Here is a 24,894-nt window from a genome sequence, read left to right on the forward strand (position 1 = left end):
TCAGAGTCCTTCGCCGGTGTCCGCCGCCGTCCTCAACTGCAGCCACAGCACCAGCCGTTCGTCGGGATCGTCCAGGTCGACCCCGACGTGCCGCCGCACCTGCCGCAGCCGGTAGCGGCAGGTGTTGGGGTGCACCGCGAGCCGCTCCGCCGCGCCCGCCATGTCGCATCCGGCCTCGAACCACGCCAGCAGGGTGCGCGCGTACTCGGTGCCGTGCCCGGCGTCGTACGCCCGCACCTTCTCCCCGGCCCCCGTGCGCAGATCCCGTTGTCCGGCCATCACCTCGGCGAGCCGCAGCAGGGTGATCCGGGACCGCACCCCGGTCACCGACGCCACCGGCAGCCGGGGTCCGAGCACCCGCAGCACGACATCCGCGTCCCGGCGTGAGGCGACCGCACCGGCGGCCGAGGGCACGACGTCACCGAGTGAGGCCCGCACCGGTACCCGCAGTGCCTGCTCGGCCCGCCGCACGATGTCCTCGGCCAGCCGCAGATGCCGTTCCTCATGGCCGCGGCCGCGGCCCGTGCCGCGTTCCGCCGGAGCGGGCAGCAGGGCGTAGACGACCCGGTCGACGAGCACACACGCGTGCCGTCCGTAGCGGGACTCGCACTGCAGCCTCACGAGGTCCAGCAGCCGCAGCGCGGTCTGTGCGTCGTCGGGCGCGGAGACGGTGGCGTCCAGGACGAACGCGGCCACACGTACCGGTTCCGGGCCGAGCCGCTGGGCGGCGGCCGGGTCGGCGGTGCCGTCGAGGAGGCGGCGCAGCAGATCGCCGTCCTGATGCCGGGCCAGCTCCCGGGCGGCGCGCACCCGCAGCAGGAGCAGCGCCGCCGTGGACGCACCCTGTGCCAGTGCCTTCCCGGCATCGGGTGCGAGCCGGCCGTCGTCGACGACCCAGAGCGAGCCGAGGGTCTCGCCCCCGGCGCGCACCGCGACCGCCAGCCGTGGCAGAGCGCCCGCGAGTGCCGGCAGCCGTACCGGACCCGGCGCGGCGAAGACGGTCCGGTACTGCTCGGTGTTCTCCGGGCTCCCCGGCACCCGGAGCCCGAGGATGCCCTGGCGGCGGTCCTCGTCCGTCACCTGCCCGGGCACCGTCGAGTAGGCGAGGATCCGCTGCCGCGGATCCTCGACGGTGGTGGCCCCACCGACGGCCGCGGCCACGGCGTCGGCGAGAGCGAACAGCTCACCGCGTGCGTCCCCCGGGCCCGTGGCCGCAGGGCGCGCCCCGATCGCCGAGGCCAGCAGCAGGTGCACCCGGTGCCAGGCGGCGTCCTCGTCCACGGACAGCAGGGCGATCCCGGCCGCCTCCGCCTCCGCGACGGGTCCGTCCTGACCGCGTACGACGAGCGCGGCCATCCCCGCCTCGGCGGCGGCTCGCGCCAGCGGTCCGGCGGAGCGGGCGCGCACGCCCACCGCGAGCAGCAGCGCCCCCGGCACGCGGGGGACAGGGGCGTGGGCGTCGTGGAGCAGCGCCTCGGTGACGGGCACGGCGAGTCCGGCGGGCGCGGTGTGCAGCCGGACGGAGGGTTCACCCACGACGTCCAGCAGGTCCCCGAGGGAGTGCGCGTCCAGGGATGCCTCCTCGGTCGTTGGCCGATCCCCTCAGGACCGTACGCAGGTTTTGGCGTCCCGCACAACGCGTGTCCCGGCGCGCGCCCCGAGACTCGATCCATGACAGCAGAGACGGATCTGTCCGCCGCCCATGCGGGCGCGGCACGGCTCGCGGAGGAGACAGCGCGCACCGCGGGTGTTCACCTCCGTACCGTGCACGACGTGAGCGGCCTCGCCGCCGTGGCCGACTACTTCTGCGACGTCTGGCGCACACCCCGCAGCAGCCCGCCCCTGCCCGCCGAGGTGTTGCACAGCCTGGTCCACGCGGGTGGGGCCGTGCACGCCGCGTACTCCGTCGAGGGGGAGCGGCTCGCCGGGGCCTGCGCCGCCGTCTTCGGCCCGCCCGCCGACGCGGACGCGTACTCCCTGCTGGCGGCGGCCGACCGAGGCGTCGGGCACCCGCTGAAGCAGGCGCAGCGTGCCTGGCTGCTGGAGCACGGTGCCCGCACACTGCGCTGGACCTTCGACCCGCTGGTCGGCCGCAATGCCCGCTTCAACCTGGTCAAGCTGGGCGCGACCGGGACGGAGTACCTCGTCGACTTCTACGGTCCGATGGCCGACGGAGTGAACGACGGAGACGAGAGCGACCGGCTGGCCGTCCTGTGGGACCTGCGGGCGCCCCGGCGGTCCGGCGGAAGCGCGGACCGCGCCGTCCCGCCCGGACCCGGACCGGCCGTGGCGGCCCCGCGAGCGGCGGGGATCCCCCTGGCGCCGGACGGGGCACCGCTCGCCCGGCGCTCCGCCGACGGCGGCCGTCTGTGGTGCCGTGTGCCGGACGACGTCGTGGCCCTGCGGGCCGCCGACCCCGCCCTCGCCCTGCGCTGGCGGCACGCCGTCCGCGAGGTGTTCGCACATGCCTTCGCCGAGGGGTTCCGCGCGACGGGCATGTCCCGGGACGGCTGGTACACGCTCACCCGAGAGGAGCACTCCCCGGTATGAAGCTCGAACGCGCCGAGATCGTCCATGTGGCGATCCCGCTGGTCGCCCCGTTCCGCACCTCCTTCGGGACCATGACCACGAAGGACACCTTCCTGCTCCATGTGGTCACCGACGCCGCCGAGGGGTGGTCCGAGTTCGCCGCCGACCCCGAACCGCGGTACTGCCCGGAGTTCGTGGCCGGCGCCGAGATCGTCCTGCGCGACTTCCTGCTGCCGCGTGTGGCAGCCCTGCCCCGGCTGACGGCCCCCGCCCTCGCCCCCGCGCTGGCGTCGGTCAAGGGGCACGAGCTGGCCAAGGCCGCCCTGGAGACGGCCGTCCTCGACGCGGAGCTGCGCGCGTACGGGATGTCGCTCGCGACCTATCTGGGGGCCGTGCGGGACCGGGTGCCGGCCGGGGTGTCGGTCGGCATCAGGGACTCCGTGCCCGAGCTCCTGGACGACGTCCAGCGCTACCTCGCCGAGGGCTACGTCCGGATCAAGCTGAAGATCGAACCGGGCTGGGACCTGGAACCCGTCCGGGCTGTGCGCGAGCGGTTCGGCGACGAACTGCCGCTCCAGGTCGACGCGAACACCGCCTACAGGCTCGCCGACGCCGAGCACCTGCGGAAGCTGGACGCGTTCGGGCTGCTGCTCGTCGAGGAGCCGCTCGAGGAGAACAACCTGCACGCCCACGCCCTGCTCCAGCAGCGCCTCACCACCCCCGTCTGCCTGGACGAGTCCCTGCACAACGCCCGTGACACGGCCTCCGCGATCGCCATGGGCGCCTGCCGGGTCGTCAATGTGAAGCCGGCGCGGGTCGGCGGTTATCTGGAGGCCCGCCGCGTGCACGACGTGGCCCATGCGCACGGGGTGCCGGTGTGGTGCGGCGGCATGCTCGAGACGGGCATCGGCCGCGCCGCCAACCTGGCCCTGGCCGCCCTGCCCGGCTGCACGCTCCCCGGGGACACCTCGGCGTCCGCACGCTATTTCGCCGAGGACCTGACCGAGCCCTTCGTGCTGCGGGACGGCCATCTCCCGGTGCCCTCCGCCCCGGGGATCGGCGTGGAGCCGCTCCCGGAGGCCCTGCGGCGCTTCACCACGGGGCGGAGCAGCCTGTACGGGGGCTGACCGGCACCCGGCCGGACGCCACGCTCACGTTAGATTGATCCCGTGCTCTCTCGTCTCTCGCGTCCCAAGGCCGTCGCCGTCTGCGCCCTGCCCGCGGCGGCCCTGTTCGCCACGGCCGCGGCCGCGCCGCTGCCGTTCTCCGTGGCGCAGCCGGGGCTGACGGCCAACGTCCTCGGTGCGAACAAGGGCGCTGCCGTGATCACGATCAGCGGTACGCCCACCCGTACGACGTCCGGCCAGCTGCGGATGACGACGATCGAGGCGACGGGTCCCGACGCACACGTCTCGCTCGGCGACGTGGTCGACGGCTGGCTCCGCGCGGACCGCGCGGTGCTGCCGCGCGACGCGGTCTACCCGAGCGGTGACACCGTCAAGGAGATCGAGCGGCACAACTCCGAGCAGATGAGGCAGTCCCAGGACGCGGCGACCCGGGCGGCGCTGAAGTACCTGGGCCTGAGCGACAAGAACGTCAAGGTCACCCTGAAGCTCGCGGACGTGGGCGGGCCGAGTGCGGGCCTGCTGTTCACGCTCGGGATCATCGACAAGCTGCACGGCGACGGCACCGGCGGCGACCTCACGGGAGGCCGCACCGTCGCCGGCACGGGCACCATCGACGACGCGGGCAACGTGGGAGCCGTCGGCGGTGTCGCGCTCAAGACGCAGGCCGCCCGCCGTGACGGGGCGACGGTGTTCCTGGTCCCGAAGGCGGAGTGCCCCGACGCCAAGGCGGAGCTGCCGAAGGGGCTCAGACTGGTGCCGGTGACCACGCTGGACGGCGCGGTCGACGCCCTGGTGGCGCTCGAGCGGGGGAAGGGCTCGGTGCCGAGCTGCTAGCCGGCGGCGATGACGGGCCGGTCCTCGGCGCCCGGCGCCCGCGGGGCCCTCAGTCCCGCTCCGCGAAGCGGGGCCGCACCAGCAGTTCCGCCACCGACACCAGCCAGTCGAGCAGCAGCGCCAGCGCCACCGTGAGGATTGAACCGAGGACCAGCACCGGCACGCAGTGACGGGTGAGCCCGGTGGTGACCAGTACGCCCAGACCGCCGCCGCCCCCGAGGGCCGCCAGCGTCACCGTGCCGACGTTCAGGACCATGGCCGTGCGCACGCCCGCGAGAATCAGCGGGACGGCCGCGGGCAGTTCCACCCGGGCCAGTACGCCCAACGGGGACATGCCGAGACCGCGCGCGGCCTTCAGAAGCGCCGGATCGTTCGCCGCGAGTCCCGCGATGGTGGTCGCCAGCACCGGCAGGACGGCGTAGACGACCACGCCGAGCAGGACCGTCTTCGGGCCGGTGCCGAGCCAGAGCACCGGCAGCGCCAGCAGACCGAGCGCGGGAACCGCACGGCCCAGGGTCGCGATCGTCAGGGCCACGGGCGTGGCCCTCCGCAGCGACGCACGGGTGAGCAGGATGCCCAGCGGGATCGCGACGACCAGCACCAGGACCGTGGCGATCGCGGTCAGTTCGATGTGCTGCCACAACGCTCGCGTGACCCTGCCGTGCGCCATGGCGTTCCGGGCGACGGGGTCCAGACGGGCGCGGCGGAACAGGACGAGGGTCGTCAGCAGCGCGATCACCAGCGCCAGGGGCAGGCAGGTCAGCTTCTGCCAGGAGATCCAGGGCGTCGCCGGAGGACTCGGCCGGACCGGCGTCCTGGCCTTCTTCTTCTCCCTCACCTGGGACGTGGTCACATCCGCCTCTCCTCCGGTTGCGCCGGTGCCGTGCGCCTCCCCGGGGCGGTCAGCGGCCCGAGGAGCAGGTGTCCGGCGTCGAACAGCGGCGACAGGGCGATGATCCCGAGCGTGCCCGCCGGCACCTGGTCGAGCACGTCCGCGCGGTCGGGTGAACCGAGGCCGGGTCCTGAGGCGGCGAAGGCGATCACCATGCCGAGGGGCGCCGCGAGGACCGCGCGCGGGAAGACCGTTCCGACGCGCCGGCAGGCGTCCATGAGCAACTGCCGGCGACGGTCGTCCACGTACTCCCAGAAGCTCACGTGTGCTCACCCCGGTCGGCTAGGTCGTCTCCCGGTCCTCGGCCGCCTGCTCCACCAGGGGGATGATGCGCAGCGGAACGGGGTTCTCCATGACGATCGCCGTCGAGGCCCGGACAATGCCATCAAAACCGACAACCCGGTCGATCACACGTTGAAGATCGGCATTCGAGCGAGCGACCAGCCGGCACAGCATGTCCCCGGTGCCCGTGGTGGTGAGCAGTTCCAGGACCTCGGGAACGGTCGACAGATGGGCCCTGACGTCCGCCCCCTGCCCCTGCCGGATCTGCAGCGTCGCGAACGCGGTCACGGGGTAGCCGAGTGCGGCCGGGTCGACCTGAGGGCCGAATCCGCGGACCACTCCGTTCGACTGAAGCCGGTCCAGGCGCGCCTGGACCGTGCCGCGCGCGACGCCGAGCCGCCGGGACATCTCCAGTACCCCGATGCGTGGCTCCCGCGCCAGAAGCACGATGAGCCGGGCGTCCAGATGATCGATCGCCATTGCTCGCTCTCCTCGATGGTCATCTTGTACAGAACGCCTGCCAAAAGGGGGCACCTGCTGTGCAGGTTGCCCACTGGACACGCAAACTATTGCGCAGCTTGCGGAGAGGGGTGAGGCTGCCGCTATGAGCCAGACCACACACCACACCCCCGACACCGCGCGCGAGGCAGACCCCTTCCCGGTCAAGGGAATGGACGCGGTCGTCTTCGCCGTGGGCAACGCCAAGCAGGCCGCGCACTACTACTCCACCGCCTTCGGCATGCGGCTCGTGGCCTACTCCGGACCGGAGAACGGCAGCCGCGAGACCGCTTCCTATGTCCTGGAGAACGGCTCCGCCCGTTTCGTCTTCACCTCCGTCATCAAGCCCGCCACGACCTGGGGCCGCTTCCTCGCCCAGCACGTGGCCGAACACGGCGACGGCGTCGTCGACCTCGCCATCGAGGTCCCGGACGCGCGCGCCGCGTACACGTACGCGATCGAGCACGGCGCCCGTTCGGTCGCCGAGCCGTACGAGCTGAAGGACGAGCACGGCGTCGTCGTCCTGGCCGCGATCGCCACCTACGGCGAGACCCGGCACACCCTGGTCGAGCGCACCGGCTACGACGGCCCGTACCTGCCCGGGTACGCCGCCGCCGACCCGGTCGTGGAGCCGCCCGAGCACCGCACCTTCCAGGCGATCGACCACTGCGTCGGCAACGTCGAACTCGGCCACATGAACGAGTGGGTGGAGTTCTACAACAAGGTCATGGGCTTCACGAACATGAAGGAGTTCGTGGGCGACGACATCGCGACCGAGTACAGCGCGCTGATGTCCAAGGTGGTGGCCGACGGGACCCTCAAGGTCAAGTTCCCGATCAACGAGCCCGCCCTGGCCAAGAAGAAGTCGCAGATCGACGAGTACCTGGAGTTCTACGGCGGCCCCGGTGTCCAGCACATCGCGCTGAACACGAACGACATCGTGCGCACGGTACGGACGATGCGGGCGGCCGGCGTCGAGTTCCTCAACACCCCGGACTCGTACTACGACACCCTCGGCGAATGGGTCGGTGACACCCGTGTCCCCGTCGAGACCCTGCGCGAGCTGAAGATCCTCGCCGACCGCGACGAGGACGGCTATCTGCTGCAGATCTTCACCAAGCCGGTCCAGGACCGTCCGACGGTCTTCTTCGAGATCATCGAGCGGCACGGTTCCATGGGCTTCGGCAAAGGCAACTTCAAGGCCCTGTTCGAGGCGATCGAGCGGGAGCAGGAGAAGCGCGGAAACCTCTGAGCCCTGACGTCCGCGACCGAACGGGACCGAGATCGGCACCCGGGGGCGGCGCGGGCGGGACGCACACGGCCTCCTCTCTCCTTTCCGGGCGGGGAGCCGTGTGCGGGCGGGGTTCACACCGCCGTCCCCGGGTGCAACGCTGTGATCATGAGCCGTATCGAAGCCCCGCGCGACGAAGTCACCGGCAACCTCCTCGACCGACTCAGGGCCGGCCTGCCGCCCGAAGCCGTCCTGAGCGACCCCGACGTCACGGCCTCGTACGCGAACGACATGGCGAGCTTCTGCGCGTCAGGAGCCCCGGCCGTGGTCGTGCTGCCGCGCACCGTCGAGCAGGTCCAGCACGTGATGCGGATCGCCACCGAACTGCGGGTCCCGGTCGTACCGCAGGGCGCCCGCACCGGCCTGTCGGGCGCGGCCAACGCCTCCGACGGCTGCATCGTGCTCTCCCTGACGAAGATGGACCGGATCCTGGAGATCAACCCGGTCGACCGCGTCGCCGTCGTCGAGCCCGGCGTGGTCAACGCCACGCTCTCCCGCGCGGTGAACGAACAGGGCCTGTACTACCCGCCGGACCCCTCCAGTTGGGAGATGTGCACGATCGGCGGCAACATCGGCACGGCCTCCGGCGGGCTGTGCTGCGTGAAGTACGGGGTGACGGCCGAGTACGTCCTCGGCCTGGACGTCGTGCTCCCCGACGGCCGCCTCATGTCCACCGGACGCCGCACGGCCAAGGGCGTCGCCGGCTACGACCTCACCCGGCTCTTCGTCGGCTCCGAGGGCTCGCTCGGCATCATCGTCCGCGCGGTCCTCGCCCTGAAGCCCATGCCGCCGCGGCAACTGGTGCTGGCGGCCGAGTTCGCGTCCGCGGCCGACGCCTGCGACGCCGTGTGCCGGATCATGGCGGGCGGTCATGTGCCGTCCCTTCTCGAACTGATGGACAGGACGACGGTCAAGGCGGTCAACGACCTCGCCCACATGGGCCTGCCGGAGAGCACGGAGGCCCTGCTCCTCGCCGCCTTCGACACTCCGGATCCGGCCGCCGACCTCGCCGCCGTCGGTGCGCTGTGCGAGGCCGCCGGGGCCACCGAGGTCGTCCCGGCGGATGACGTGGCCGAGTCCGAGCTGCTGCTGAAGGCGCGGCGGTTGTCGCTCACCGCGCTGGAGGCGGTCAAGGGCACGTCGATGATCGACGACGTCTGCGTGCCCCGCTCCCGGCTCGGCGAGCTGCTGGAGGGCGTGGAGCGGATCGCCGAGAAGCACCGGCTCACCATCGGGGTCTGCGCCCATGCGGGCGACGGGAACACGCATCCGACGGTCTGCTTCGACGCACAGGACCCGGACGAGTCCCGGCGCGCCCGGGAGTCCTTCGACGAGATCATGGCCCTCGGCCTGGAACTCGGTGGCACGATCACCGGTGAGCACGGCGTCGGCATCCTGAAGAAGGAGTGGCTGGCGCGCGAGATCGGCCCGGTGGGCGTGGAGATGCAGCGGGCGGTCAAGCAGGTCTTCGACCCCCTCGGCCTGCTCAATCCCGGCAAGCTCTTCTGACCCCGCCGGCGCACTCACCCGTCCGGTGGACGGGGTGCGCGGCGCGGAGTCCGGGCTCGCGCTCCGGCAACGGCGGGCCCGCGCAAGGACGGCGGCGATCAGCTCCGAAAGACGCGACGCGCCTTTCGGAGAAATTCTTTCGGGGAGTGTTCCAGGTGTGTGAAGGCCGTGCACGGTATCGCCCGGAAAGGGGTGGATGCAGGCGGACCGGCAGAACACCGTGCCCGGTTCTGATAGATGTGGGTGTCCACACGAGCCCCCGAGCAGATACGGGACGACGGACATGAGCGCCCCAACCCCGGCACCCGGTGACGACAGACCCCGCGAGGGCTACTACCCGGATCCGTCCATCCCTGGATACGTCCGGTACTGGAACGGTGTCGCCTGGGTGCCGGGCACCAGCCGGCCCGCGCCCAGTGACGGCGGACCGCTCTCCCCGCCTCCCGGCGCACGCTCCGCTCCGCCCGCGGTGGAGGAGACCGGGCCGCACTTCTTCGACGAGGACCCGGTCGAGGAGCCCTCCCTCGTGGACCCGGCCGACGCCCGGCACGGCAGCCGTCCCGAGCCCGCCTCGGCCTGGGGCGCCGACCGCTCCCGGCAGTCCGGCTTCGGCGGCGACCAGGACCGCCGGGTCTCGTGGGGGGCGCCCCAGGCGGCCGACCCCCGGGTCCCGCACGCCGGCCGGCCCGAGGGCGCGGCGAACCGCACGGACGGCACGGCGATGATCCCGCCCACCGACCCTCCGGGCGGCCCCGGCTCCTCCCCGGCCCCGGACGGCACGGTCGTGTTCCGTCGGCAGCCGCGCGGGGAAGGCGCCGACGCCGGCGCGCCGGGCACCACGGGCAACGACGGTCCCGTCGCCTCCGAGGGCACCACGGCGTTCCGTGCGCTCTCCCCGCGCACGGGGGAGCAGGGGGGAAGCACGGGGGCGGCCGCTTCCGGTTCAGGTCGGCCCCCGCACACCGACGGCGCCCGTGCGGCGTCCCGGCAGGCGCCGGGCCCGGGCCCGGAGGTACGGGCTTCCGCTCCGCAGCCGACCGCTCCGCCGGCGGGGCCCCCGGCCCCCGCGCCCCTGCCGCCCGCCACGGGATCCCCTTCGCAGCAGCCCGCTCCGGGCATCCCTCAGCAGTCCGCCGGTACGCCTCTGACCACGGGCTCCGGCGGAGGGCAGCCCTCCTGGGCCCAGCAGGTGCACCGGCTCGCGAGCCCGGGTCCCGAGGGCGACCGGCCCGTCGCGCCGTGGAAGCCTCCGATGGAGGACCCGTTCCTGGCGGCCGCCAGGGCGCAGGCGGCGGCCCGTCCCGCCGGCCTCGGCAGGCGGCTGGTCGCCCGGCTGCTGGACACCGTGGTGCTGGCGGCCGTCACGGGCGTGGCCGCCGTACCGCTGGGCACCGAGGCGATCGACCACATCAACGACAAGATCGACGCGGCCAAGCTCTCCGGGCGGACCGTCACGGTCTGGCTGCTCGACGGCACGACCTCGCTCCATCTCGCCGTGGTGCTCGCCGTGCTCCTCGGCTTCGGTGTCCTCTACGAAGTGCTGCCCACCGCCAAGTGGGGCCGCACGCTCGGCAAGAAGCTGTGCGGCATCGAGGTGCGGGACATCGAGGCCCATGAACCGCCGGCCTTCGGCCGTGCGCTGCGACGCTGGCTCGTCTACAGCGTCCCGGGCCTGCTCGTGGTCGGCGTGGTGGGCGTGCTGTGGTGTGTGTTCGACCGGCCGTGGCGCCAGTGCTGGCACGACAAGGCGGCACACACGTTCGTGGCGGCCTGACCCGGACGGACCTGTAGGGATGCGGAGCCGGAGGGTTCGCGGTCGACTCGGGCCATGAGCACCGAACCGCCGCCCCCCGGCTCCGGGGACTCCCCGGAGGAGGACCCGTTCAGAAAACCTCAGACCCCGCCGTCCCAGGGCGGCGGCACCGAACCCCGCTGGGGCCCGCCGCCGGCCGGTGAGCCCCCGCCCGGTGGTGGAAGCCCTTACGGTGAGCCCTCGCCCGGTGGTGGAAGCCCTTACGGTGCGCCCCCGCCCGGTGGTGGAAGCCCCTACGGTGCGCCCCCGCCCGGTGGTGGAAGCCCCTACGACCGGCCTCCGCCCCCCGGGCCGCCGTACGGCGGCCCGGGGGGTCCCTACGGCCCGTACGGCGGGACGGACCCTCTCGCCGGGATGCCTCCGCTCGCCGACAGCGGCAAGCGGGTGCTCGCGCGGATCATCGACATGATCATCGTGGGTATCGTCGTCGCGCTGCTGTCCTGGGTGTTCCGCACCGCCGAGTACGACGTGGACGCCAACCGGATCGAGTCCGGCAAGTCCCTCGGCCAGTCCGTGATCGCCGCCGTGCTCTACATCGCTTACGACACCGTCATGATCTCCAGGTCGGGACAGACGCTCGGCAAGAAGCTGCTGAACATGCGGGTGGCGAATCTGCAGGACGGCTCCAGCCCCTCCGTGCGGACCTCGCTGATCCGCGCCGCGGTGCTGTGGCTTCCGTTCGCGTTCTGCTGTGCCTGCGTCTGGACCGCGATCTGCGGCGGCTGGAGCTTCTTCGACAAGCCCTACAAACAGGGTCTGCACGACAAGGCGGCCAGAACGGTGGAGGTCAGCACGGTGTGATGCCGACGCCGTGGTGCGGCCCACGCGCGAACCGGCGGACCCTGTATCGGGACCCGCCGGTTTCGTGATGCGCTGTGCGGTGGTGCCTGTGGCGACCGTGAAGTGCTCTGCTGCGCTCCCGGTTCAGGGGTTCGCCGGCTCGCGCACGGACTCGGCCGCAGCCGTGGACCCCACGGACGCCCTCGGCCGTGCGGCCGGTGCGGGCTGCCGGGCGGCGGGCCGTCGGGCACCGGCCGAAGCGGACTTCGGCACCGGCACCGTCACGGCGACGAGCAGTCCGAGTGCGAGCGCCGCGAGGGCGATCACGGCGATGCCCAGGCCCGAACTCGTCTGTGACAGCAGCAGCATGGCGAGGGTGGAGAAGATCACGGTGCAGGAACCGTAGGCGAGCTGTGCGGCGTTCGGACGAGGCATGGCCATTCCTCGGGGTGGGGGTCTCCCCCCGGTGCCTCTCGCGATGGGGGAGGATGCGGACAACGTGTGGGATCTGGGGCACTTGTCGTGTCGGGGGTGACACCGGTGTCGACCGGGCGATCCGTCACCGTTCCGACGCTCCGCCCGCCGACTCTATTCGCCTGCATGCCCGAGCGGAACGTCTGGTAAGCGTGACCTTACCCACGGTGCTGGTGCACAGGGGGCGCACGGAGTCATAGGGTCCGCCAACTGGGGAGATGCACGCGCCCGTTGACAGGCGATTATGCCGTTCGTATACCGAACGTCGGTTTCTATTAATGCACTTGGCCTGTTCAAGTCAAGGTCTGTCTTTTCTCCTAAACCTCCGGTCAAATGTCGTCACTTGACACACGCGTACACCACGTGCGGACCCCTCTCGATCGGGATTCGTCATCCGCGCGATCGGACGCGTCGGGGAGGACTTCAAGTGACCAGTAGACCCTGGACGTTCAGAGCGGCCGCGATAGGCGCGACCCTCGCGGCGGCCTCGGCCACGTTCGCGACCTTCGCGGTGGCAGAGGCGAACACGCCGGCGAATCCCGCCGCCGTGAACCGGCACGACCCACAGCCGGTGAAGCAGAAGGAGCACGACTTCGACGGCCCGCTGAGCAAGACGCAGGACGCTCAGCGCCAGGAAGCGCTCGACCAGGTCATATCGGGCAAGGCCAAGATCAAGAACCGTGACGGTTCGAACGTCGTCCAGCTCAAGGGCAAGAAGGGCGACAGCAAGTACGTCGAACTCGGCCGCGAGAAGACCGACAAGATCTTCACGATCCTGGTCGAGTTCGGAGACCAGGTCGACAGCCGCTACGGCGGCACCCCGGGGCCGCTGCACAACAAGATCGCCAAGCCGGACCGCAAGAAGGACAACAGCACGGACTGGCTGGCGGACTACAACCAGAAGCACTACCAGGACCTGTACTTCGGCACCGGCAAGGACACCGAGTCGCTGAAGAAGTACTACGAGACGCAGTCCTCGGGCCGCTACTCGGTCGACGGTGAGGTGACCGACTGGGTCAAGGTCCCCTACAACGAGGCCCGTTACGGATCCAACAAGGCCGGCGACAGCGCCGCCTGGTACGCGGTCCAGGACGGCGTCAACGCCTGGGTCGCCGACCGTGAGGCGGCCGGTGACACCGCGGCCGAGATCCGCACGGAACTCGCCCAGTTCGACCAGTGGGACCGCTACGACCACGACGGCGACGGCGACTTCAACGAGCCCGACGGTTACATCGACCACTTCCAGATCGTCCACGCCGGCGAGGACGAGTCCGCGGGTGGCGGCGCCCAGGGCGAGGACGCGATCTGGGCCCACCGCTGGTACGCCTTCGGCACCGACGCGGGTGCCACCGGCCCCGACGGCAACAAGCTCGGCGGCACGCAGGTCGGCGACACCGGCATCTGGGTCGGCGACTACACCATCCAGCCGGAGAACGGCGGACTCGGCGTCTTCGCCCACGAGTACGGCCACGACCTCGGTCTGCCGGACGAGTACGACACCAACGGCGGCGAGAACTCCACCGGGTTCTGGACGCTGATGTCGTCCGGCTCCTGGCTGGGCACGGGCAAGGACGCCATCGGCAACCTGCCCGGCGACATGAACGCCTGGGACAAGCTCCAGCTGGGCTGGCTCAACTACGACACGGCCAAGGCCGGCGTGAACTCCTGGCACAAGCTGGGCCTGGCCGAGTACAACACCAAGCACAAGCAGGCGCTGGTCGTCTCCCTGCCCGACAAGGCCGTCACCACCGAGGTGGTCACCCCGGCCCAGGGCGCGACTCAGTGGTGGAGCGGCAGCGGCAACGACCTGAAGAACACGCTGACCCGGTCCGTCGACCTCACCGGCAAGTCCTCGGCCGTGCTGTCACTGGACGGCTGGTACGACATCGAGGCCGACTACGACTACCTCTACGCCGAGGTGTCGACCGACGGCGGCGCCAACTGGACCGTCCTCGACGGCACGGTGAACGGTCAGCCGGTCCCGCGCGACGCCAGCGGCAAGCCGGCGCTCACCGGTTCCATCGACGCGTACGCCAAGCTGTCGTACCCGCTCGACGCCTACGCGGGCAAGAAGTTCGACCTGCGCTTCCGCTACCAGACCGACGGCGGTGTGGCCCTCAAGGGCTTCGCGGCCGACGAGATCGCGGTGACCGCGGACGGCTCGGCGGTGTTCTCCGACAACGCGGAGAGCGCGGACCCGGCCTGGACGGCGACGGGCTTCTCCCGCATCGGCGCGTCCTTCTCCAAGCCCTACAAGCAGTACTACGTCGCCGAGAACCGGCAGTACGTGTCGTACGACAAGACCCTGAAGGTCGGCCCGTACAACTTCGGCTTCTCGACGACCCGTCCGGACTGGGTGGAGCACATCCCGTACCAGAACGGCCTGTTGATCTGGAAGTGGGACACCTCGCAGCCGGACAACAACACCGCCGACCACCCGGGCACCGGCCTGATCCTGCCGATCGACTCGCACCCGGCGCCGCTGAAGTGGACCGACGGCACGCTGCTGCGCAACCGGTTCCAGGCCTACGACTCGCCGTTCACCCTGGAGTCCACCGACGCGATCACGCTGCACAAGGCGGACGTGCCGGTGCGGATCAAGTCGCAGAAGGGGGTGTCGGTCTTCAACGACCACACCAGCACCTACTACGACGCGTCGAACCCGGCCGCCGGTGTCAAGATCACTGACACCAACACCAAGATCAAGATCGAAAAGGCGGCCAAGGACGGCTCCACCATCGAGCTCGAGGTCGGGCCCGCGGTGAAGTAGTCCGCATCTTCGCAGGTCAGAAGCGTATCGGCGGCGACCCCCTGGCGGGCCGCCGCCGATCGTGTTTAGGTGCGTCCTGTGGCGCACTTATTGACACCGACCGGAACGGGGATGTGACTGAATGGCCGCAGGAGGTTTCTGCAAGCTGCCGAACGGCAGCGTGGTGGTGGCGCTGAACCTGCCCAGCCCCGGTTCCGGCAGCGGCTTCGTCCGCGTGCTCGTCCTCGCCCAGAACCGCGCCCGGGCGCTGACACGACTGCGCAACCTGGGCCTGCGTGCCGTCTACCTGCGCGGCAACGCCGCCCCGCCGACCCCCGACGAGATCACCGCGGTCCTGCACCACCCCGACGGGCTGATATGGCGCACGGCGCCCGACAGCGCGGGCCAGGAGCTGTCCCAGGAGCTGTGGCACCCGATCAGGGCGCTGCTGAGGAGGCCGACGGCGCAGGCGTGAGCGCCCCCGGAGGCGACCGCACCGGCGGCGCGGTCCCGGACCCTAGGAGACGACGGGCTTGCCGGACAGCTCCACCCCGGCGTCCCGGAGCTCCTCCAGTGCCCGCTCCGTGGTCTCCGCCGACACCCCGGCCGTGAGGTCCAGCAGCACCTGCGTGCGCAAGCCCCGACGCGCGGCGTCCAGGGCGGTGGCGCGGACGCAGTGGTCCGTGGCGATGCCCACCACGTCCACCTCGTCGATCTCCCGCGCCTGAAGCCAGTCGCCGAGCGACACCCCGTTCTCGTCGGTCCCCTCGAACCCGCTGTACGCGCCGGAGTACGCACCCTTGTCGAACACGGCGTCGATGGCGCCGGAGGCGACCGCCGGGGCGAAGTTCGGGTGGAAGCCCACGCCCTCCGTGCCCGCGACGCAGTGCGCGGGCCAGGTGCGGACGTAGTCGGGGTCGTCGGCGAAGTGTCCTCCCGGGGCGATGTGGTGATCCCGGGTGGCGACGACATGGCGATAGCCGGCGGGCGCCTGCCCGATCAGCTCGGTGATCGCGGCGGCCACATCGGCACCTCCGGCCACCGCGAGGCTGCCGCCTTCACAGAAGTCGTTCTGTACGTCTACGACGATCAAGGCGCGGCGCATGGTCGGTGTCCTTCGGCTTGGCGGCGGTTCGGAGTAGAGGGTGCGAGCCCGGCCGTCCGTACGAACTACCGAGCCTAGAGACTTCGGGGGCCGGGCGGGAGGGGCGTCAGCGGGTCGGCGGCGTGCGCGGGTGCGCTGCCGTTGCATTCCCACGGGCCGCGCGTTCATGCGCCCGCGGCAGGGGTCCGGCCGAAGCCGCACCCCGCGGTACGGCCGCACCGGTCCCGCGTGCCGCTCCGGCCGGACCGGGGGCCTTACACGTAGACGGTCGGGATGACGGGCTCCCCGCGCGACAGCTGTGTCGCCGAGAGCGGCAGACCGGCGCGCACGGCGGCGTGCCGATCGCGTACGACGTCCAGCGGCTCGCGGGCGAGCACCTGGCCCCCCTTGACGAGCTGGACCAGCAGCTGCCGGTCCGCCAGCCCGTCCGGCACCGCCCCGGTGCCGACCACCTCGGCCTCCGCCACCCCGTGCTCGTCGACCCGTCGCGCCGCCCACTTTCGGCCGCCGATGGAGGTCTTCCCGCCGAGCGACTTCTTTGCGACCGGCTGCAGCGGAGCCTGCGGGTCCGCCGACTCGGCGCGGGCGACCAGCTTGTAGACCATCGAGCAGGTCGGATGGCCGGAACCCGTCACCAGCTGGGTGCCGACGCCGTAGGCGTCCACGGGCGCCGCCCGCAGCGAGGCGATGGCGTACTCGTCCAGGTCGGAGGTCACGACGATCTTCGTATGGGTCGCGCCCAGTTCGTCGAGCTGCTGGCGCACCCGGTGCGCCACCAGCAGCAGGTCGCCGGAGTCGATGCGGACGGCTCCGAGCTCGGGCCCGGCGATCTCGACGGCCAGCCGGACGGCCTCGGTGACGTCGTAGGTGTCCACCAGCAGCGTGGTGCCCCGCCCGAGCGACTCGACCTGGGCCCGGAAGGCGTCCCGCTCGTTGTCGTGCACCAGGGTGAAGGCGTGGGCGGAGGTCCCGACCGTGGGGATGCCGTAGCGGAAGCCGGCGGCCAGGTCCGAGGTGGTGGTGAAGCCGCCGATGTACGCGGCCCGCGAGGCGGCCACGGCGGCCAGTTCGTGGGTGCGCCGGGCGCCCATCTCGATCAGCCCCCGGCCGTCCGCGGCCGAGGACATGCGGGAGGCGGCGGCTGCCACGGCGGAGTCGTGGTTGAGGATGGACAGGATCACGGTCTCCAGGAGCACGCACTCGGCGAAGGAGCCCTCCACCCGCATGATCGGGGAGCCGGGGAAGTACACCTCTCCCTCCGGGTAGCCCCAGATGTCGCCGTCGAAGCGGTATTCGGCGAGCCAGGCCAGGGTCTGCGGGTCGACGACGCGGCGCTCCCGCAGGAAGCCGAGGACGTCGGCGTCGAAGCGGAAGTTCTCGACCGCGTCCAGGACGCGCCCGGTGCCGGCCACGACGCCGTAGCGGCGGCCCTCGGGCAGTCGCCGGGTGAAGACCTCGAAGACGGAGCGCCGATCGGCGCTGCCCGCCTGGAGGGCTGCCTGCAGCATCGTCAGCTCGTAGTGGTCGGTGAAGAGTGCCGTCGAGGGCACGTCCACCGGCAGCCCAAGGTCCGCTGTGTTCATGACGTCGGATCGTACTCCCATCTCGTCAGTCTGACGATTTGTGGGGGTGGTGGCTGTGTCCGTTTGTGCGGGGGCCCGGTCGAGGTGGCAGCATGGGCCGTGTGACGGCTCCTGCACCCCTAGAGATCGAGAAGACCGAGTCGGCGGAGGAACAGTTCGCCGTTCCCGAACCCGATGTCCCCTGGGTGACGATCGTCCACAACGACCCGGTCAACCTGATGAGCTATGTGACGTACGTCTTCCAGACGTACTTCGGCTACTCGAAGGACAAGGCCACCAAGCTCATGCTCGACGTCCACCACAAGGGCCGGGCGGTCGTCTCCAGCGGTACCCGCGAGGAGATGGAACGCGACGTGCAGGCGATGCACGGCTACGGTTTGTGGGCCACCCTCCAGCAGGACCGGAAGTAACGACCCCCTGATGTCAGGACACTTCGAATCACTCCCCGGCGGCGGTGCCGCCGTCGCGCTCGACGACGTCGAGATCTCCATCATCCGGTCGCTGGCCGTGCAGCTGCTGGAACTCATCGGCCCCGGCCCCGCCGAGGACGCCCCGGACGATCCGCTCGCCGAACTGTTCGCGGAGGGCCCCAGCGAACCGCCCTCCGACCCGGTGCTGCGCCGTCTGTTCCCGGACGCCTACGGCGGCCCCGGCGGCGACCCCGACTCGCCCGAGGAGGCCGAGGAACAGCGGGCGCATTCGGCCGAGTTCCGCCGCTTCACCGAGAACGACCTGCGGGCGCGCAAGCGCGACAACGCCCTCGCCGTGATCCGCTCGCTGGACGCGCTGACCTCGGCGAGCGAGGAGGGCGGCGTCCTGAAGCTGTCGCAGGAGGAGTCCGGGCAGTGGCTCGGCGCCCTGAACGACCTGCGCCTGGCGATCGGCTCGCGGCTCGAGGTCGTGGACGAGGACGACACCGACCACCTCTACCGGCTGCCGGACGAGGATCCGCGCAAGCCCATGGTGATGGCCTATCTGTGGCTCGGTGGCCTCCAGGAAACGCTCGTCACGACCCTTATGCCCTGATTCAAAGGGGTTTGTTGGCACCCGGCGAGGGGTCCGTGTTCGCTCAGCGGGGGCTCAAGTCCGGATAACGATCACATCACCACCGCGGCCCGGTGTGCCCGTTCGAGTGCCTATTTGTCCGGTTCTTCCGGTGCTGTGCGTCACATGGCGTCCAGCCGATCAACGGTGCGGCCGTGATAGACCTTCACGACCGCCCGACGGGACAACACCCACGTCCGGTCGGGTGCGCCACCGAGCCGACAACCGTCGGCCAGGCACTGCTCCATCACATTCCGGGGGGATCGGAACCCGATCCGGGGCCATGGGACTGGCTCGGATCGGCATGGAGAAAGGTGCACCACACATGACCTCATCGCAGGTCGGTAAGAACTACGACGGCAGTGAGGCCGTGGGCGGCAACACCCCCGAAGAGGGGTACGAGCGCGGGCTCGGCAGCCGTCAGGTCCAGATGATCGCGATCGGCGGCGCCATCGGCGTCGGCCTCTTCCTCGGTGCCGGGGCGAACATCGCCAAGGCCGGCCCCAGTCTGATCTTCATGTACGCCCTCGCGGGCGTCATCATCTTCTTCATCATGCGGGCGCTCGGCGAGCTGCTCCTCTATCGCCCGGTCTCCGGCTCCTTCGCGGAGTACTCCCGGGAGTTCCTCGGCCCGTTCTTCGGCTACTTCACCGGCTGGACGTACTGGCTGATGTGGGTGGTGACCGGCATGGCCGAGCTGACGGCCGCCGCGATCTACGTCCACTACTGGTTCCCGTCCATCCCGCAATGGGTGACGGCGCTGGTCTTCCTGGTGGTCCTGTTCGTGGCCAACCTGATCTCGGTGAAGCTGTTCGGCGAGATCGAGTTCTGGTTCTCGATGGTCAAGGTCACCGCGCTGATCGGCATGATCGTCATCGGTCTCGGTGTGCTGACGTTCGGCTTCAGCTCCGCCGGTGACACCGCCTCCGTCTCCAACCTCTGGCAGTTCGACGGCTTCTTCCCCAAGGGCATCGGCTCCTCGCTGATGACCCTGCAGGGCGTCATGTTCGCCTACCTCGCCGTCGAGCTGGTCGGTGTGACGGCCGGTGAGTCGGAGAACCCGGAGAAGACCCTGCCCAAGGCGATCAACACCCTGCCCTGGCGCATCGCGCTGTTCTACGTCGGTGCCCTCACCGTCATCCTCTGCGTGGTGAAGTGGACCGAGTTCGGGGCCGGTGTGAGCCCGTTCGTCGAGGCCTTCGCGAAGATCGGCATTCCCGCCGGTGCGGGCATCGTCAACTTCGTGGTGCTCACCGCGGCCCTGTCCTCCTGCAACTCGGGCATGTACTCCACCGGCCGCATGCTGCGCACCCTCGCCGACAACGGTGAGGCCCCGAAGGCGTTCAGCCGGCTGTCGGCGTCGAAGACCCCGGCCCTCGGCATCACGACCTCGGTCGCCTGCATGGGCATCGGCGTGGTCCTCAACTACGTCGTCCCGGAGAAGGCCTTCGGCTACGTCACCTCGGTGGCCACCGCGGCCGGCATCTGGACCTGGCTGATGATCCTGATCAGCCACGTCCTGTACCGCCGCGCGGTGGTGGCGGGCCGGCTGCGCGCCTCCTCGTTCCCGGCACCCGGCGGCGCCGTGTGCAGCTGGATCGCCATCGCGTTCCTGCTCTTCGTCACCGCCCTGATCGCCTACGACGCAGACTCCCGCGTCTGCCTGTACGTGATGGCCGTCTGGGCGGCCGCCCTGGCCGTCGGCTGGGTCGTGCTCAAGGCCCGCAACCCGCAGGTCGCCGAGCGTCGCGGAACGCGGCTGGAGAAGGTCGGCTGAGCCGTACAGCCCACCATGTGGGCCGCCCCGTACCACCCTTCGGTACGGGGCGGCCCTCTGTTTATCCTGACCGTCATGCTGACCATCACCGAGGACCTGTACGACCGGATCGTCGCCCACGCGCGCCAGGACCACCCCGACGAGGCGTGCGGGGTGGTCGCGGGCCCGGTGGGCTCGGGCCGCCCCGAGCGTTTCATCCCGATGCTGAACGCGGCCCGCTCGCCCACGTTCTACGAGTTCGACTCCGGCGATCTGCTCAAGCTGTACCGGGAGATGGACGACCGTGACGAGGAGCCGGTGGTCATCTACCACTCCCACACGGCGACCGAGGCGCACCCTTCCCGCACGGACATCTCGTACGCCAACGAGCCGGGCGCCCACTACGTCCTGGTCTCGACCGCCGACACCGACGACGCCGGCCCCTTCCAGTTCCGCTCGTTCCGGATCGTGGAGGGAGAGGTGACAGAGGAGGAGGTCACGGTGGTGGAGAGCTACTGATCCCGCAATTCGGGCAGAATTCATCCACCATGCGAGATCACACTCCGGACGCCGCGGGGGGAATCGATACGATGACCCCATGGTTCTCCACGACGTGAGCAAGAAGACGCCGGGCACGCTGCTCGTGGCGCGGCTGCACGTCGATCTGTGCAGGTCGAACAGCGCCATCTGTTGACGCCGCACTGCCGCCGTCCGGCCGGGCCGCGGCGTACCGCCCCGCGTCCTGTCATGACGCTCCGCGCCGCCGTGCGCGCCCGCAAGCTCTCGGCTCCGCTGGAGCAGGGGGCGCCCCCCATCCAGACTTCTCCCGACAGGAGCCCCGAGCCATGGCCATCGAGGTCCGCATCCCCACCATCCTCCGCCAGTACACCGACGGCCAGAAGGCCGTCGCGGGCAACGGGGAGACCCTCGCCGAGCTGTTCGCCGACCTCGAGACGCGTCACACGGGCATCCAGGCCCGCATCGTGGACGGCGGGGAGCTGCGCCGCTTCGTGAACGTCTACCTGAACGACGAGGACGTCCGCTTCCTCGACGGCATCAACACCAAGCTCGCCGACGGCGACAACGTGACCATCCTGCCCGCCGTGGCCGGAGGCTCCGCCGCGGCCGAGCCGCGAACGGCCTGATCGCGGATGCGCTACGACTCCCCGCTGGCCGCGGTGGGCAACACCCCTCTGGTGCGCCTGCCGCGGCTCTCGCCGTCCCACGACGTCCGTATCTGGGCCAAGCTGGAGGACCGCAACCCGACCGGCTCGGTCAAGGACCGTCCCGCCCTGCACATGATCGAGCAGGCGGAGAAGGACGGCCGGCTGACCCCTGGCTGCACGATCCTGGAGCCCACCTCGGGCAACACGGGCATCTCCCTGGCCATGGCGGCGAAGCTCAAGGGCTACCGCATGGTGTGCGTCATGCCGGAGAACACTTCGCAGGAGCGCCGTGACCTGCTGGGCATGTGGGGTGCCGAGATCATCTCGAGCCCGGCCGCGGGCGGTTCCAACACCGCCGTGCGCGTCGCCAAGGAGCTGGCGGCCGAGCACCCGGACTGGGTGATGCTCTACCAGTACGGAAATCCGGACAACGCGGGCGCACACTACGCGACCACCGGTCCCGAGATCCTGGCCGATCTCCCCTCCGTCACGCATTTCGTGGCCGGCCTCGGCACCACCGGCACCCTCATGGGCGTGGGCCGGTATCTGCGCGAGAACAAGCCGGACGTGCGGATCGTCGCGGCCGAGCCGCGCTACGACGACCTGGTCTACGGCCTGCGGAACCTCGACGAGGGCTTCGTGCCGGAGCTGTACGACGCCTCGGTCCTGACCACCCGCTTCTCCGTGGGCTCGGCGGACGCGGTGACCCGTACCCGTGAACTGCTCCAGCAGGAGGGCATCTTCGCGGGCGTCTCCACGGGTGCGGCGCTGCACGCGGCCATCGGGGTCGGTGCCAAGGCCGTCAAGGCGGGCGAGAGCGCCGACATCGTCTTCATCGTGGCCGACGGCGGCTGGAAGTACCTGTCGACGGGCGTCTACACGGCGGCGACGACGGAAGAGGCGATCAGGACACTGCACGGACAGCTGTGGGCATAGGGTTTTCCCTACGGAGGTGACCGGGGGCCCCGCCCCCGGAACCCGCCTTCTCATCAACGCGCCAATGCCCGCCAATCGGCGCGCTAAGTGCCGCCTATGGAGCGGCAAAGATCTCTCTTCGGGACTGCCCGCCCTCGCCGGACCGGGCTAGGTTCTGCCCGCACCCTGTCATGTCACGCTCACTGGGCTCTCAGGGTGTTCACGGCGCTATAAGTGTCATGCCCATGGCAACGCGTCCCACCGTCGCTACGCGCGTCACAGGCCTGCCACTCAGCTTCAGGAATCCCCACTTCCCGGCTGTGGCTCCGCGTCCGGCCCGACCCAGGCCCGCGCGGCGCCGGCCTCAAACCGAGAGAGGCAGCACCCCATGCGTGAGTCCCGCCCGAGCAAGCGGCGACGGAGCCTGCGAAGACTCCTGACCGCCGCCCTCCCCGCTCTCGCCCTCACCGTCGCCGGTCTCATGGCGGCCCCGGCCGCCGGCGCCCAGAGCGCCTCCGGCACCGCGCAGTCCTCCCACACCACCCAGAACGCCCGGGCGCTGACCAGCCCCGAGGCGCAGACCGTCCACGCCACCGGCAAGCCCGGCCAGAAGGTGCCGACACAGCACCTGTGCGGCGCCCCGACCGCCGGTCACGCGTCCTGCTTCGCCCAGCGGCGCACCGACATCGAGCAGCGGCTCGCCTCCGCGATGGCGGCCGCCGCACCCTCCGGCCTGAGCCCCGCCAACCTGCACAGCGCCTACAACCTGCCCTCGACCGGCGGCTCCGGCATGACGGTGGCGGTCGTCGACGCGTACAACGACCCCAACGCCGAATCGGACCTCGCGACCTACCGCTCGACCTACGGGCTGTCCGCGTGCACCAAGGCCAACGGCTGCTTCAAGCAGGTCAGTCAGACCGGTTCGACCACCTCGCTGCCGTCCAACAACACCGGCTGGGCGGGCGAGGAGGCGCTCGACATCGACATGGTCAGCGCCGTCTGCCCGAACTGCAAGATCATCCTCGTCGAGGCCAACTCCGCGAACGACACCGATCTCGGCACGGCCGAGAACGAGGCCGTCGCGCTCGGCGCCAAGTTCGTGTCCAACAGCTGGGGCGGCGGTGAGGCGTCGTCCCAGACCAGTGAGGACACCCAGTACTTCAAGCACCCCGGCGTCGCGATCACGGTCTCCTCGGGCGACGAGGCCTACGGCGCCGAGTACCCGGCGGCCTCCCAGTACGTGACCGCCGTGGGCGGCACCGCGCTGTCGACGTCCTCCAACTCCCGCGGCTGGACCGAGTCCGTGTGGAAGACCAGCAGCACCGAGGGCACCGGCTCCGGCTGCTCGGCCTACGACCCCAAGCCGAGCTGGCAGACCGACACCGGCTGCTCCCGGCGCATGGAGGCCGACGTCTCGGCGGTCGCCGACCCGGCCACCGGCGTCGCGGTCTACGACACCTACGGCGGCTCCGGCTGGGCGGTCTACGGCGGTACCAGCGCCTCCGCCCCGATCATCGCCGGCGTCTACGCCCTCGCGGGCACCCCGGGCGCCACGGACTACCCGGCGAAGTACCCCTACTCCCACACCGCGAACCTGTACGACGTCACGACCGGCAACAACGGCAGCTGCTCCACGTCGTACTTCTGCACCGCGCGCGCCGGCTACGACGGCCCGACCGGCTGGGGCACCCCCAACGGCACGGCCGCCTTCTCGGCGGGCAGCGGCTCCGGCAACACCGTGACCGTCACCAGCCCCGGCAACCAGTCCACCACGACCGGCGGCTCGGTCAGCCTGCAGATCTCGGCCTCCGACAGCGCGGGTGCGGCGCTCACCTACGGCGCGACCGGGCTGCCCACCGGACTGTCGATCAACAGCTCGACCGGCCTGATCTCCGGAACCGCGTCCACCGCGGGCACCTACAGCGCGACCGTCACGGCCAGGGACTCAACCGGCGCCTCGGGCTCGGCGTCCTTCAGCTGGACGGTCGGCTCCTCCGGCGGCTCCTGCTCCTCGGCGCAACTGCTGGGCAACCCGGGCTTCGAGTCGGGCAGCACCGGCTGGACCGCGACGAGCGGGGTCATCACCAACGACAGCGGTGAGGCGGCGCACGGCGGTTCGTACAAGGCCTGGCTCGACGGGTACGGGTCCTCGCACACCGACACGCTGTCCCAGTCGGTGACGATCCCGTCCGGGTGCAGGGCCACGCTCACCTTCTATCTGCACATCGACACGGCGGAGACCACCACCGGCAGCCAGTACGACAAGCTGACGGTGACCGCCGGTTCGACCACGCTGGCGACGTACTCGAACCTCAACGCCGCCACCGGATACGCGCAGAAGTCCTTCGACCTGTCCTCCTTCGCGGGGTCCACGGTCACCCTGAAGTTCAGCGGCGCCGAGGACTCCTCGCTGCAGACCAGCTTCGTCGTCGACGACACCGCACTGACGACCGGCTGAGCACCTCCGGCACCAAGGGCCCCGGCCGTACCAGCGGCCGGGGCCCGCTCGCGGTCGCGGGCGGATCCTGATGAGCTGGAGGAACGTCA

24 protein-coding genes are annotated in these 24,894 nt (G+C 70.9%); 17 read left to right on the forward strand and 7 right to left on the reverse strand.

Annotation, left to right across the window (positions count from 1 at the left end; all coding sequences use genetic code 11):
• Positions 1-1,536 (reverse strand): helix-turn-helix domain-containing protein, encoded by a 1,536-nt coding sequence (locus tag RCR19_RS22730; RefSeq protein ID WP_331266793.1) that lies wholly within the window; start codon positions 1,534-1,536, stop codon positions 1-3.
• Positions 1,537-1,671: 135 nt separating this feature from the next.
• On the opposite strand from RCR19_RS22730, the gene RCR19_RS22735 reads away from it, so the two are divergent.
• The 3 genes from RCR19_RS22735 to RCR19_RS22745 are packed head-to-tail and all read left to right on the forward strand — an operon-like array spanning position 1,672 to position 4,490.
• Positions 1,672-2,550, forward strand: coding sequence for a chorismate synthase (locus RCR19_RS22735; protein WP_331266794.1), 879 nt, complete (start codon positions 1,672-1,674; stop codon positions 2,548-2,550).
• Entirely contained in the window at positions 2,547-3,656 is a 1,110-nt protein-coding gene (gene menC, locus RCR19_RS22740) for an o-succinylbenzoate synthase (RefSeq protein WP_331266795.1), read from the forward strand. Before RCR19_RS22735 ends, menC begins: the two co-directional genes overlap by 4 nt.
• A gap of 42 nt (positions 3,657-3,698) precedes the next feature.
• Positions 3,699-4,490, forward strand: a complete 792-nt coding sequence (locus tag RCR19_RS22745; protein ID WP_331266796.1) for a S16 family serine protease — start codon at positions 3,699-3,701, stop codon at positions 4,488-4,490.
• A 49-nt stretch (positions 4,491-4,539) separates the two neighbouring features.
• On the opposite strand, the gene RCR19_RS22750 is transcribed toward RCR19_RS22745, so the two are convergent.
• Genes RCR19_RS22750 through RCR19_RS22760 form a run of 3 tightly spaced genes read right to left on the reverse strand, consistent with a single transcriptional unit; the run spans position 4,540 to position 6,144 of the window.
• Positions 4,540-5,328, reverse strand: a complete 789-nt coding sequence (locus RCR19_RS22750) for an ABC transporter permease (protein WP_331269527.1) — start codon at positions 5,326-5,328, stop codon at positions 4,540-4,542.
• 11 nt (positions 5,329-5,339) lie between these two features.
• Entirely contained in the window at positions 5,340-5,645 is a 306-nt protein-coding gene (locus tag RCR19_RS22755; protein ID WP_331266797.1) for a hypothetical protein, read from the reverse strand.
• A 19-nt stretch (positions 5,646-5,664) separates the two neighbouring features.
• On the reverse strand, positions 5,665-6,144 hold the full coding sequence (locus RCR19_RS22760) for an Lrp/AsnC family transcriptional regulator (protein WP_059127841.1): 480 nt from the start codon (positions 6,142-6,144) through the stop codon (positions 5,665-5,667).
• Positions 6,145-6,268: 124 nt separating this feature from the next.
• On the opposite strand from RCR19_RS22760, the gene hppD reads away from it, so the two are divergent.
• The 4 genes from hppD to RCR19_RS22780 all read left to right on the forward strand — a co-directional run bounded on the left by hppD (position 6,269) and on the right by RCR19_RS22780 (position 11,576).
• A complete protein-coding gene (gene hppD, locus RCR19_RS22765; protein WP_331266798.1) occupies positions 6,269-7,414 on the forward strand; it encodes a 4-hydroxyphenylpyruvate dioxygenase in 1,146 nt (381 codons plus the stop codon).
• A 141-nt stretch (positions 7,415-7,555) separates the two neighbouring features.
• Positions 7,556-8,962, forward strand: coding sequence for an FAD-linked oxidase C-terminal domain-containing protein (locus RCR19_RS22770; RefSeq protein WP_331266799.1), 1,407 nt, complete (start codon positions 7,556-7,558; stop codon positions 8,960-8,962).
• Positions 8,963-9,245: 283 nt separating this feature from the next.
• Positions 9,246-10,736 (forward strand): RDD family protein, encoded by a 1,491-nt coding sequence (locus RCR19_RS22775; protein ID WP_331266800.1) that lies wholly within the window; start codon positions 9,246-9,248, stop codon positions 10,734-10,736.
• A 54-nt stretch (positions 10,737-10,790) separates the two neighbouring features.
• Positions 10,791-11,576, forward strand: coding sequence for an RDD family protein (locus RCR19_RS22780; RefSeq protein WP_331266801.1), 786 nt, complete (start codon positions 10,791-10,793; stop codon positions 11,574-11,576).
• 123 nt (positions 11,577-11,699) lie between these two features.
• Here the strand turns inward: RCR19_RS22780 and RCR19_RS22785 are convergent, their stop codons facing one another.
• Positions 11,700-11,990, reverse strand: coding sequence for a hypothetical protein (locus tag RCR19_RS22785; RefSeq protein WP_331266802.1), 291 nt, complete (start codon positions 11,988-11,990; stop codon positions 11,700-11,702).
• A 466-nt stretch (positions 11,991-12,456) separates the two neighbouring features.
• On the opposite strand from RCR19_RS22785, the gene RCR19_RS22790 reads away from it, so the two are divergent.
• Positions 12,457-14,799 (forward strand): immune inhibitor A domain-containing protein, encoded by a 2,343-nt coding sequence (locus RCR19_RS22790; RefSeq protein WP_331266803.1) that lies wholly within the window; start codon positions 12,457-12,459, stop codon positions 14,797-14,799.
• Positions 14,800-14,920: 121 nt separating this feature from the next.
• A complete protein-coding gene (locus tag RCR19_RS22795; protein ID WP_059127848.1) occupies positions 14,921-15,253 on the forward strand; it encodes a hypothetical protein in 333 nt (110 codons plus the stop codon).
• Between the two features lie 42 nt (positions 15,254-15,295).
• Here RCR19_RS22795 and RCR19_RS22800 read toward each other — a convergent pair whose 3' ends face one another.
• On the reverse strand, positions 15,296-15,883 hold the full coding sequence (locus tag RCR19_RS22800) for an isochorismatase family protein (protein ID WP_331266804.1): 588 nt from the start codon (positions 15,881-15,883) through the stop codon (positions 15,296-15,298).
• A 254-nt stretch (positions 15,884-16,137) separates the two neighbouring features.
• Positions 16,138-17,466: a nicotinate phosphoribosyltransferase gene (locus RCR19_RS22805; protein WP_331266805.1), complete on the reverse strand. Its 1,329-nt coding sequence runs from the start codon at positions 17,464-17,466 to the stop codon at positions 16,138-16,140.
• 92 nt (positions 17,467-17,558) lie between these two features.
• On the opposite strand from RCR19_RS22805, the gene clpS reads away from it, so the two are divergent.
• The 8 genes from clpS (at position 17,559) to RCR19_RS22845 (ending at position 24,805) form a co-directional block, all read left to right on the forward strand.
• Positions 17,559-17,876, forward strand: coding sequence for an ATP-dependent Clp protease adapter ClpS (clpS, locus tag RCR19_RS22810; RefSeq protein ID WP_059127851.1), 318 nt, complete (start codon positions 17,559-17,561; stop codon positions 17,874-17,876).
• A gap of 10 nt (positions 17,877-17,886) precedes the next feature.
• Positions 17,887-18,492, forward strand: a complete 606-nt coding sequence (locus tag RCR19_RS22815) for a DUF2017 domain-containing protein (RefSeq protein WP_331266806.1) — start codon at positions 17,887-17,889, stop codon at positions 18,490-18,492.
• Positions 18,493-18,835: 343 nt separating this feature from the next.
• Positions 18,836-20,287 (forward strand): amino acid permease, encoded by a 1,452-nt coding sequence (locus tag RCR19_RS22820; protein WP_115975419.1) that lies wholly within the window; start codon positions 18,836-18,838, stop codon positions 20,285-20,287.
• Positions 20,288-20,362: 75 nt separating this feature from the next.
• Positions 20,363-20,785 carry a M67 family metallopeptidase gene (locus RCR19_RS22825; protein ID WP_331266807.1) on the forward strand — a complete coding sequence of 141 codons (423 nt, stop codon included), beginning with the start codon at positions 20,363-20,365 and terminating at the stop codon, positions 20,783-20,785.
• Between the two features lie 79 nt (positions 20,786-20,864).
• Positions 20,865-20,960: a putative leader peptide gene (locus tag RCR19_RS22830; RefSeq protein WP_319114358.1), complete on the forward strand. Its 96-nt coding sequence runs from the start codon at positions 20,865-20,867 to the stop codon at positions 20,958-20,960.
• A gap of 151 nt (positions 20,961-21,111) precedes the next feature.
• Positions 21,112-21,411, forward strand: coding sequence for a MoaD/ThiS family protein (locus tag RCR19_RS22835; RefSeq protein ID WP_331266808.1), 300 nt, complete (start codon positions 21,112-21,114; stop codon positions 21,409-21,411).
• 6 nt (positions 21,412-21,417) lie between these two features.
• A complete protein-coding gene (locus RCR19_RS22840; RefSeq protein ID WP_331266809.1) occupies positions 21,418-22,368 on the forward strand; it encodes a cysteine synthase in 951 nt (316 codons plus the stop codon).
• A 367-nt stretch (positions 22,369-22,735) separates the two neighbouring features.
• Complete coding sequence (locus tag RCR19_RS22845; RefSeq protein ID WP_331266810.1) at positions 22,736-24,805, forward strand: putative Ig domain-containing protein; 2,070 nt, start codon at positions 22,736-22,738, stop codon at positions 24,803-24,805.
• Positions 24,806-24,894 lie beyond the last annotated feature (89 nt).

The sequence above is a fragment of the Streptomyces sp. WAC07094 genome (assembly GCF_036320405.1).
GTDB classification, from domain to species: Bacteria; Actinomycetota; Actinomycetes; order Streptomycetales; family Streptomycetaceae; genus Streptomyces; species Streptomyces lannensis.

Excerpts from the sequence above, each read along its gene's own strand:
- RCR19_RS22845 (WP_331266810.1), top strand. The coding sequence starts at position 22,736 with ATGCGTGAGTCCCGCCCGAGCAAGCGGCGACGGAGCCTGCGAAGACTC.
- RCR19_RS22840 (WP_331266809.1), top strand. The coding sequence starts at position 21,418 with ATGCGCTACGACTCCCCGCTGGCCGCGGTGGGCAACACCCCTCTGGTG.
- RCR19_RS22785 (WP_331266802.1), bottom strand. The coding sequence starts at position 11,990 with ATGCCTCGTCCGAACGCCGCACAGCTCGCCTACGGTTCCTGCACCGTG.
- RCR19_RS22830 (WP_319114358.1), top strand. The coding sequence starts at position 20,865 with ATGGTTCTCCACGACGTGAGCAAGAAGACGCCGGGCACGCTGCTCGTG.
- RCR19_RS22825 (WP_331266807.1), top strand. The coding sequence starts at position 20,363 with ATGCTGACCATCACCGAGGACCTGTACGACCGGATCGTCGCCCACGCG.
- RCR19_RS22800 (WP_331266804.1), bottom strand. The coding sequence starts at position 15,883 with ATGCGCCGCGCCTTGATCGTCGTAGACGTACAGAACGACTTCTGTGAA.
- RCR19_RS22805 (WP_331266805.1), bottom strand. The coding sequence starts at position 17,466 with ATGAACACAGCGGACCTTGGGCTGCCGGTGGACGTGCCCTCGACGGCA.
- menC (WP_331266795.1), top strand. The coding sequence starts at position 2,547 with ATGAAGCTCGAACGCGCCGAGATCGTCCATGTGGCGATCCCGCTGGTC.
- RCR19_RS22775 (WP_331266800.1), top strand. The coding sequence starts at position 9,246 with ATGAGCGCCCCAACCCCGGCACCCGGTGACGACAGACCCCGCGAGGGC.
- RCR19_RS22795 (WP_059127848.1), top strand. The coding sequence starts at position 14,921 with ATGGCCGCAGGAGGTTTCTGCAAGCTGCCGAACGGCAGCGTGGTGGTG.
- RCR19_RS22820 (WP_115975419.1), top strand. The coding sequence starts at position 18,836 with ATGACCTCATCGCAGGTCGGTAAGAACTACGACGGCAGTGAGGCCGTG.
- hppD (WP_331266798.1), top strand. The coding sequence starts at position 6,269 with ATGAGCCAGACCACACACCACACCCCCGACACCGCGCGCGAGGCAGAC.
- RCR19_RS22835 (WP_331266808.1), top strand. The coding sequence starts at position 21,112 with ATGGCCATCGAGGTCCGCATCCCCACCATCCTCCGCCAGTACACCGAC.
- clpS (WP_059127851.1), top strand. The coding sequence starts at position 17,559 with ATGGGCCGTGTGACGGCTCCTGCACCCCTAGAGATCGAGAAGACCGAG.
- RCR19_RS22760 (WP_059127841.1), bottom strand. The coding sequence starts at position 6,144 with ATGGCGATCGATCATCTGGACGCCCGGCTCATCGTGCTTCTGGCGCGG.
- RCR19_RS22780 (WP_331266801.1), top strand. The coding sequence starts at position 10,791 with ATGAGCACCGAACCGCCGCCCCCCGGCTCCGGGGACTCCCCGGAGGAG.
- RCR19_RS22735 (WP_331266794.1), top strand. The coding sequence starts at position 1,672 with ATGACAGCAGAGACGGATCTGTCCGCCGCCCATGCGGGCGCGGCACGG.
- RCR19_RS22815 (WP_331266806.1), top strand. The coding sequence starts at position 17,887 with ATGTCAGGACACTTCGAATCACTCCCCGGCGGCGGTGCCGCCGTCGCG.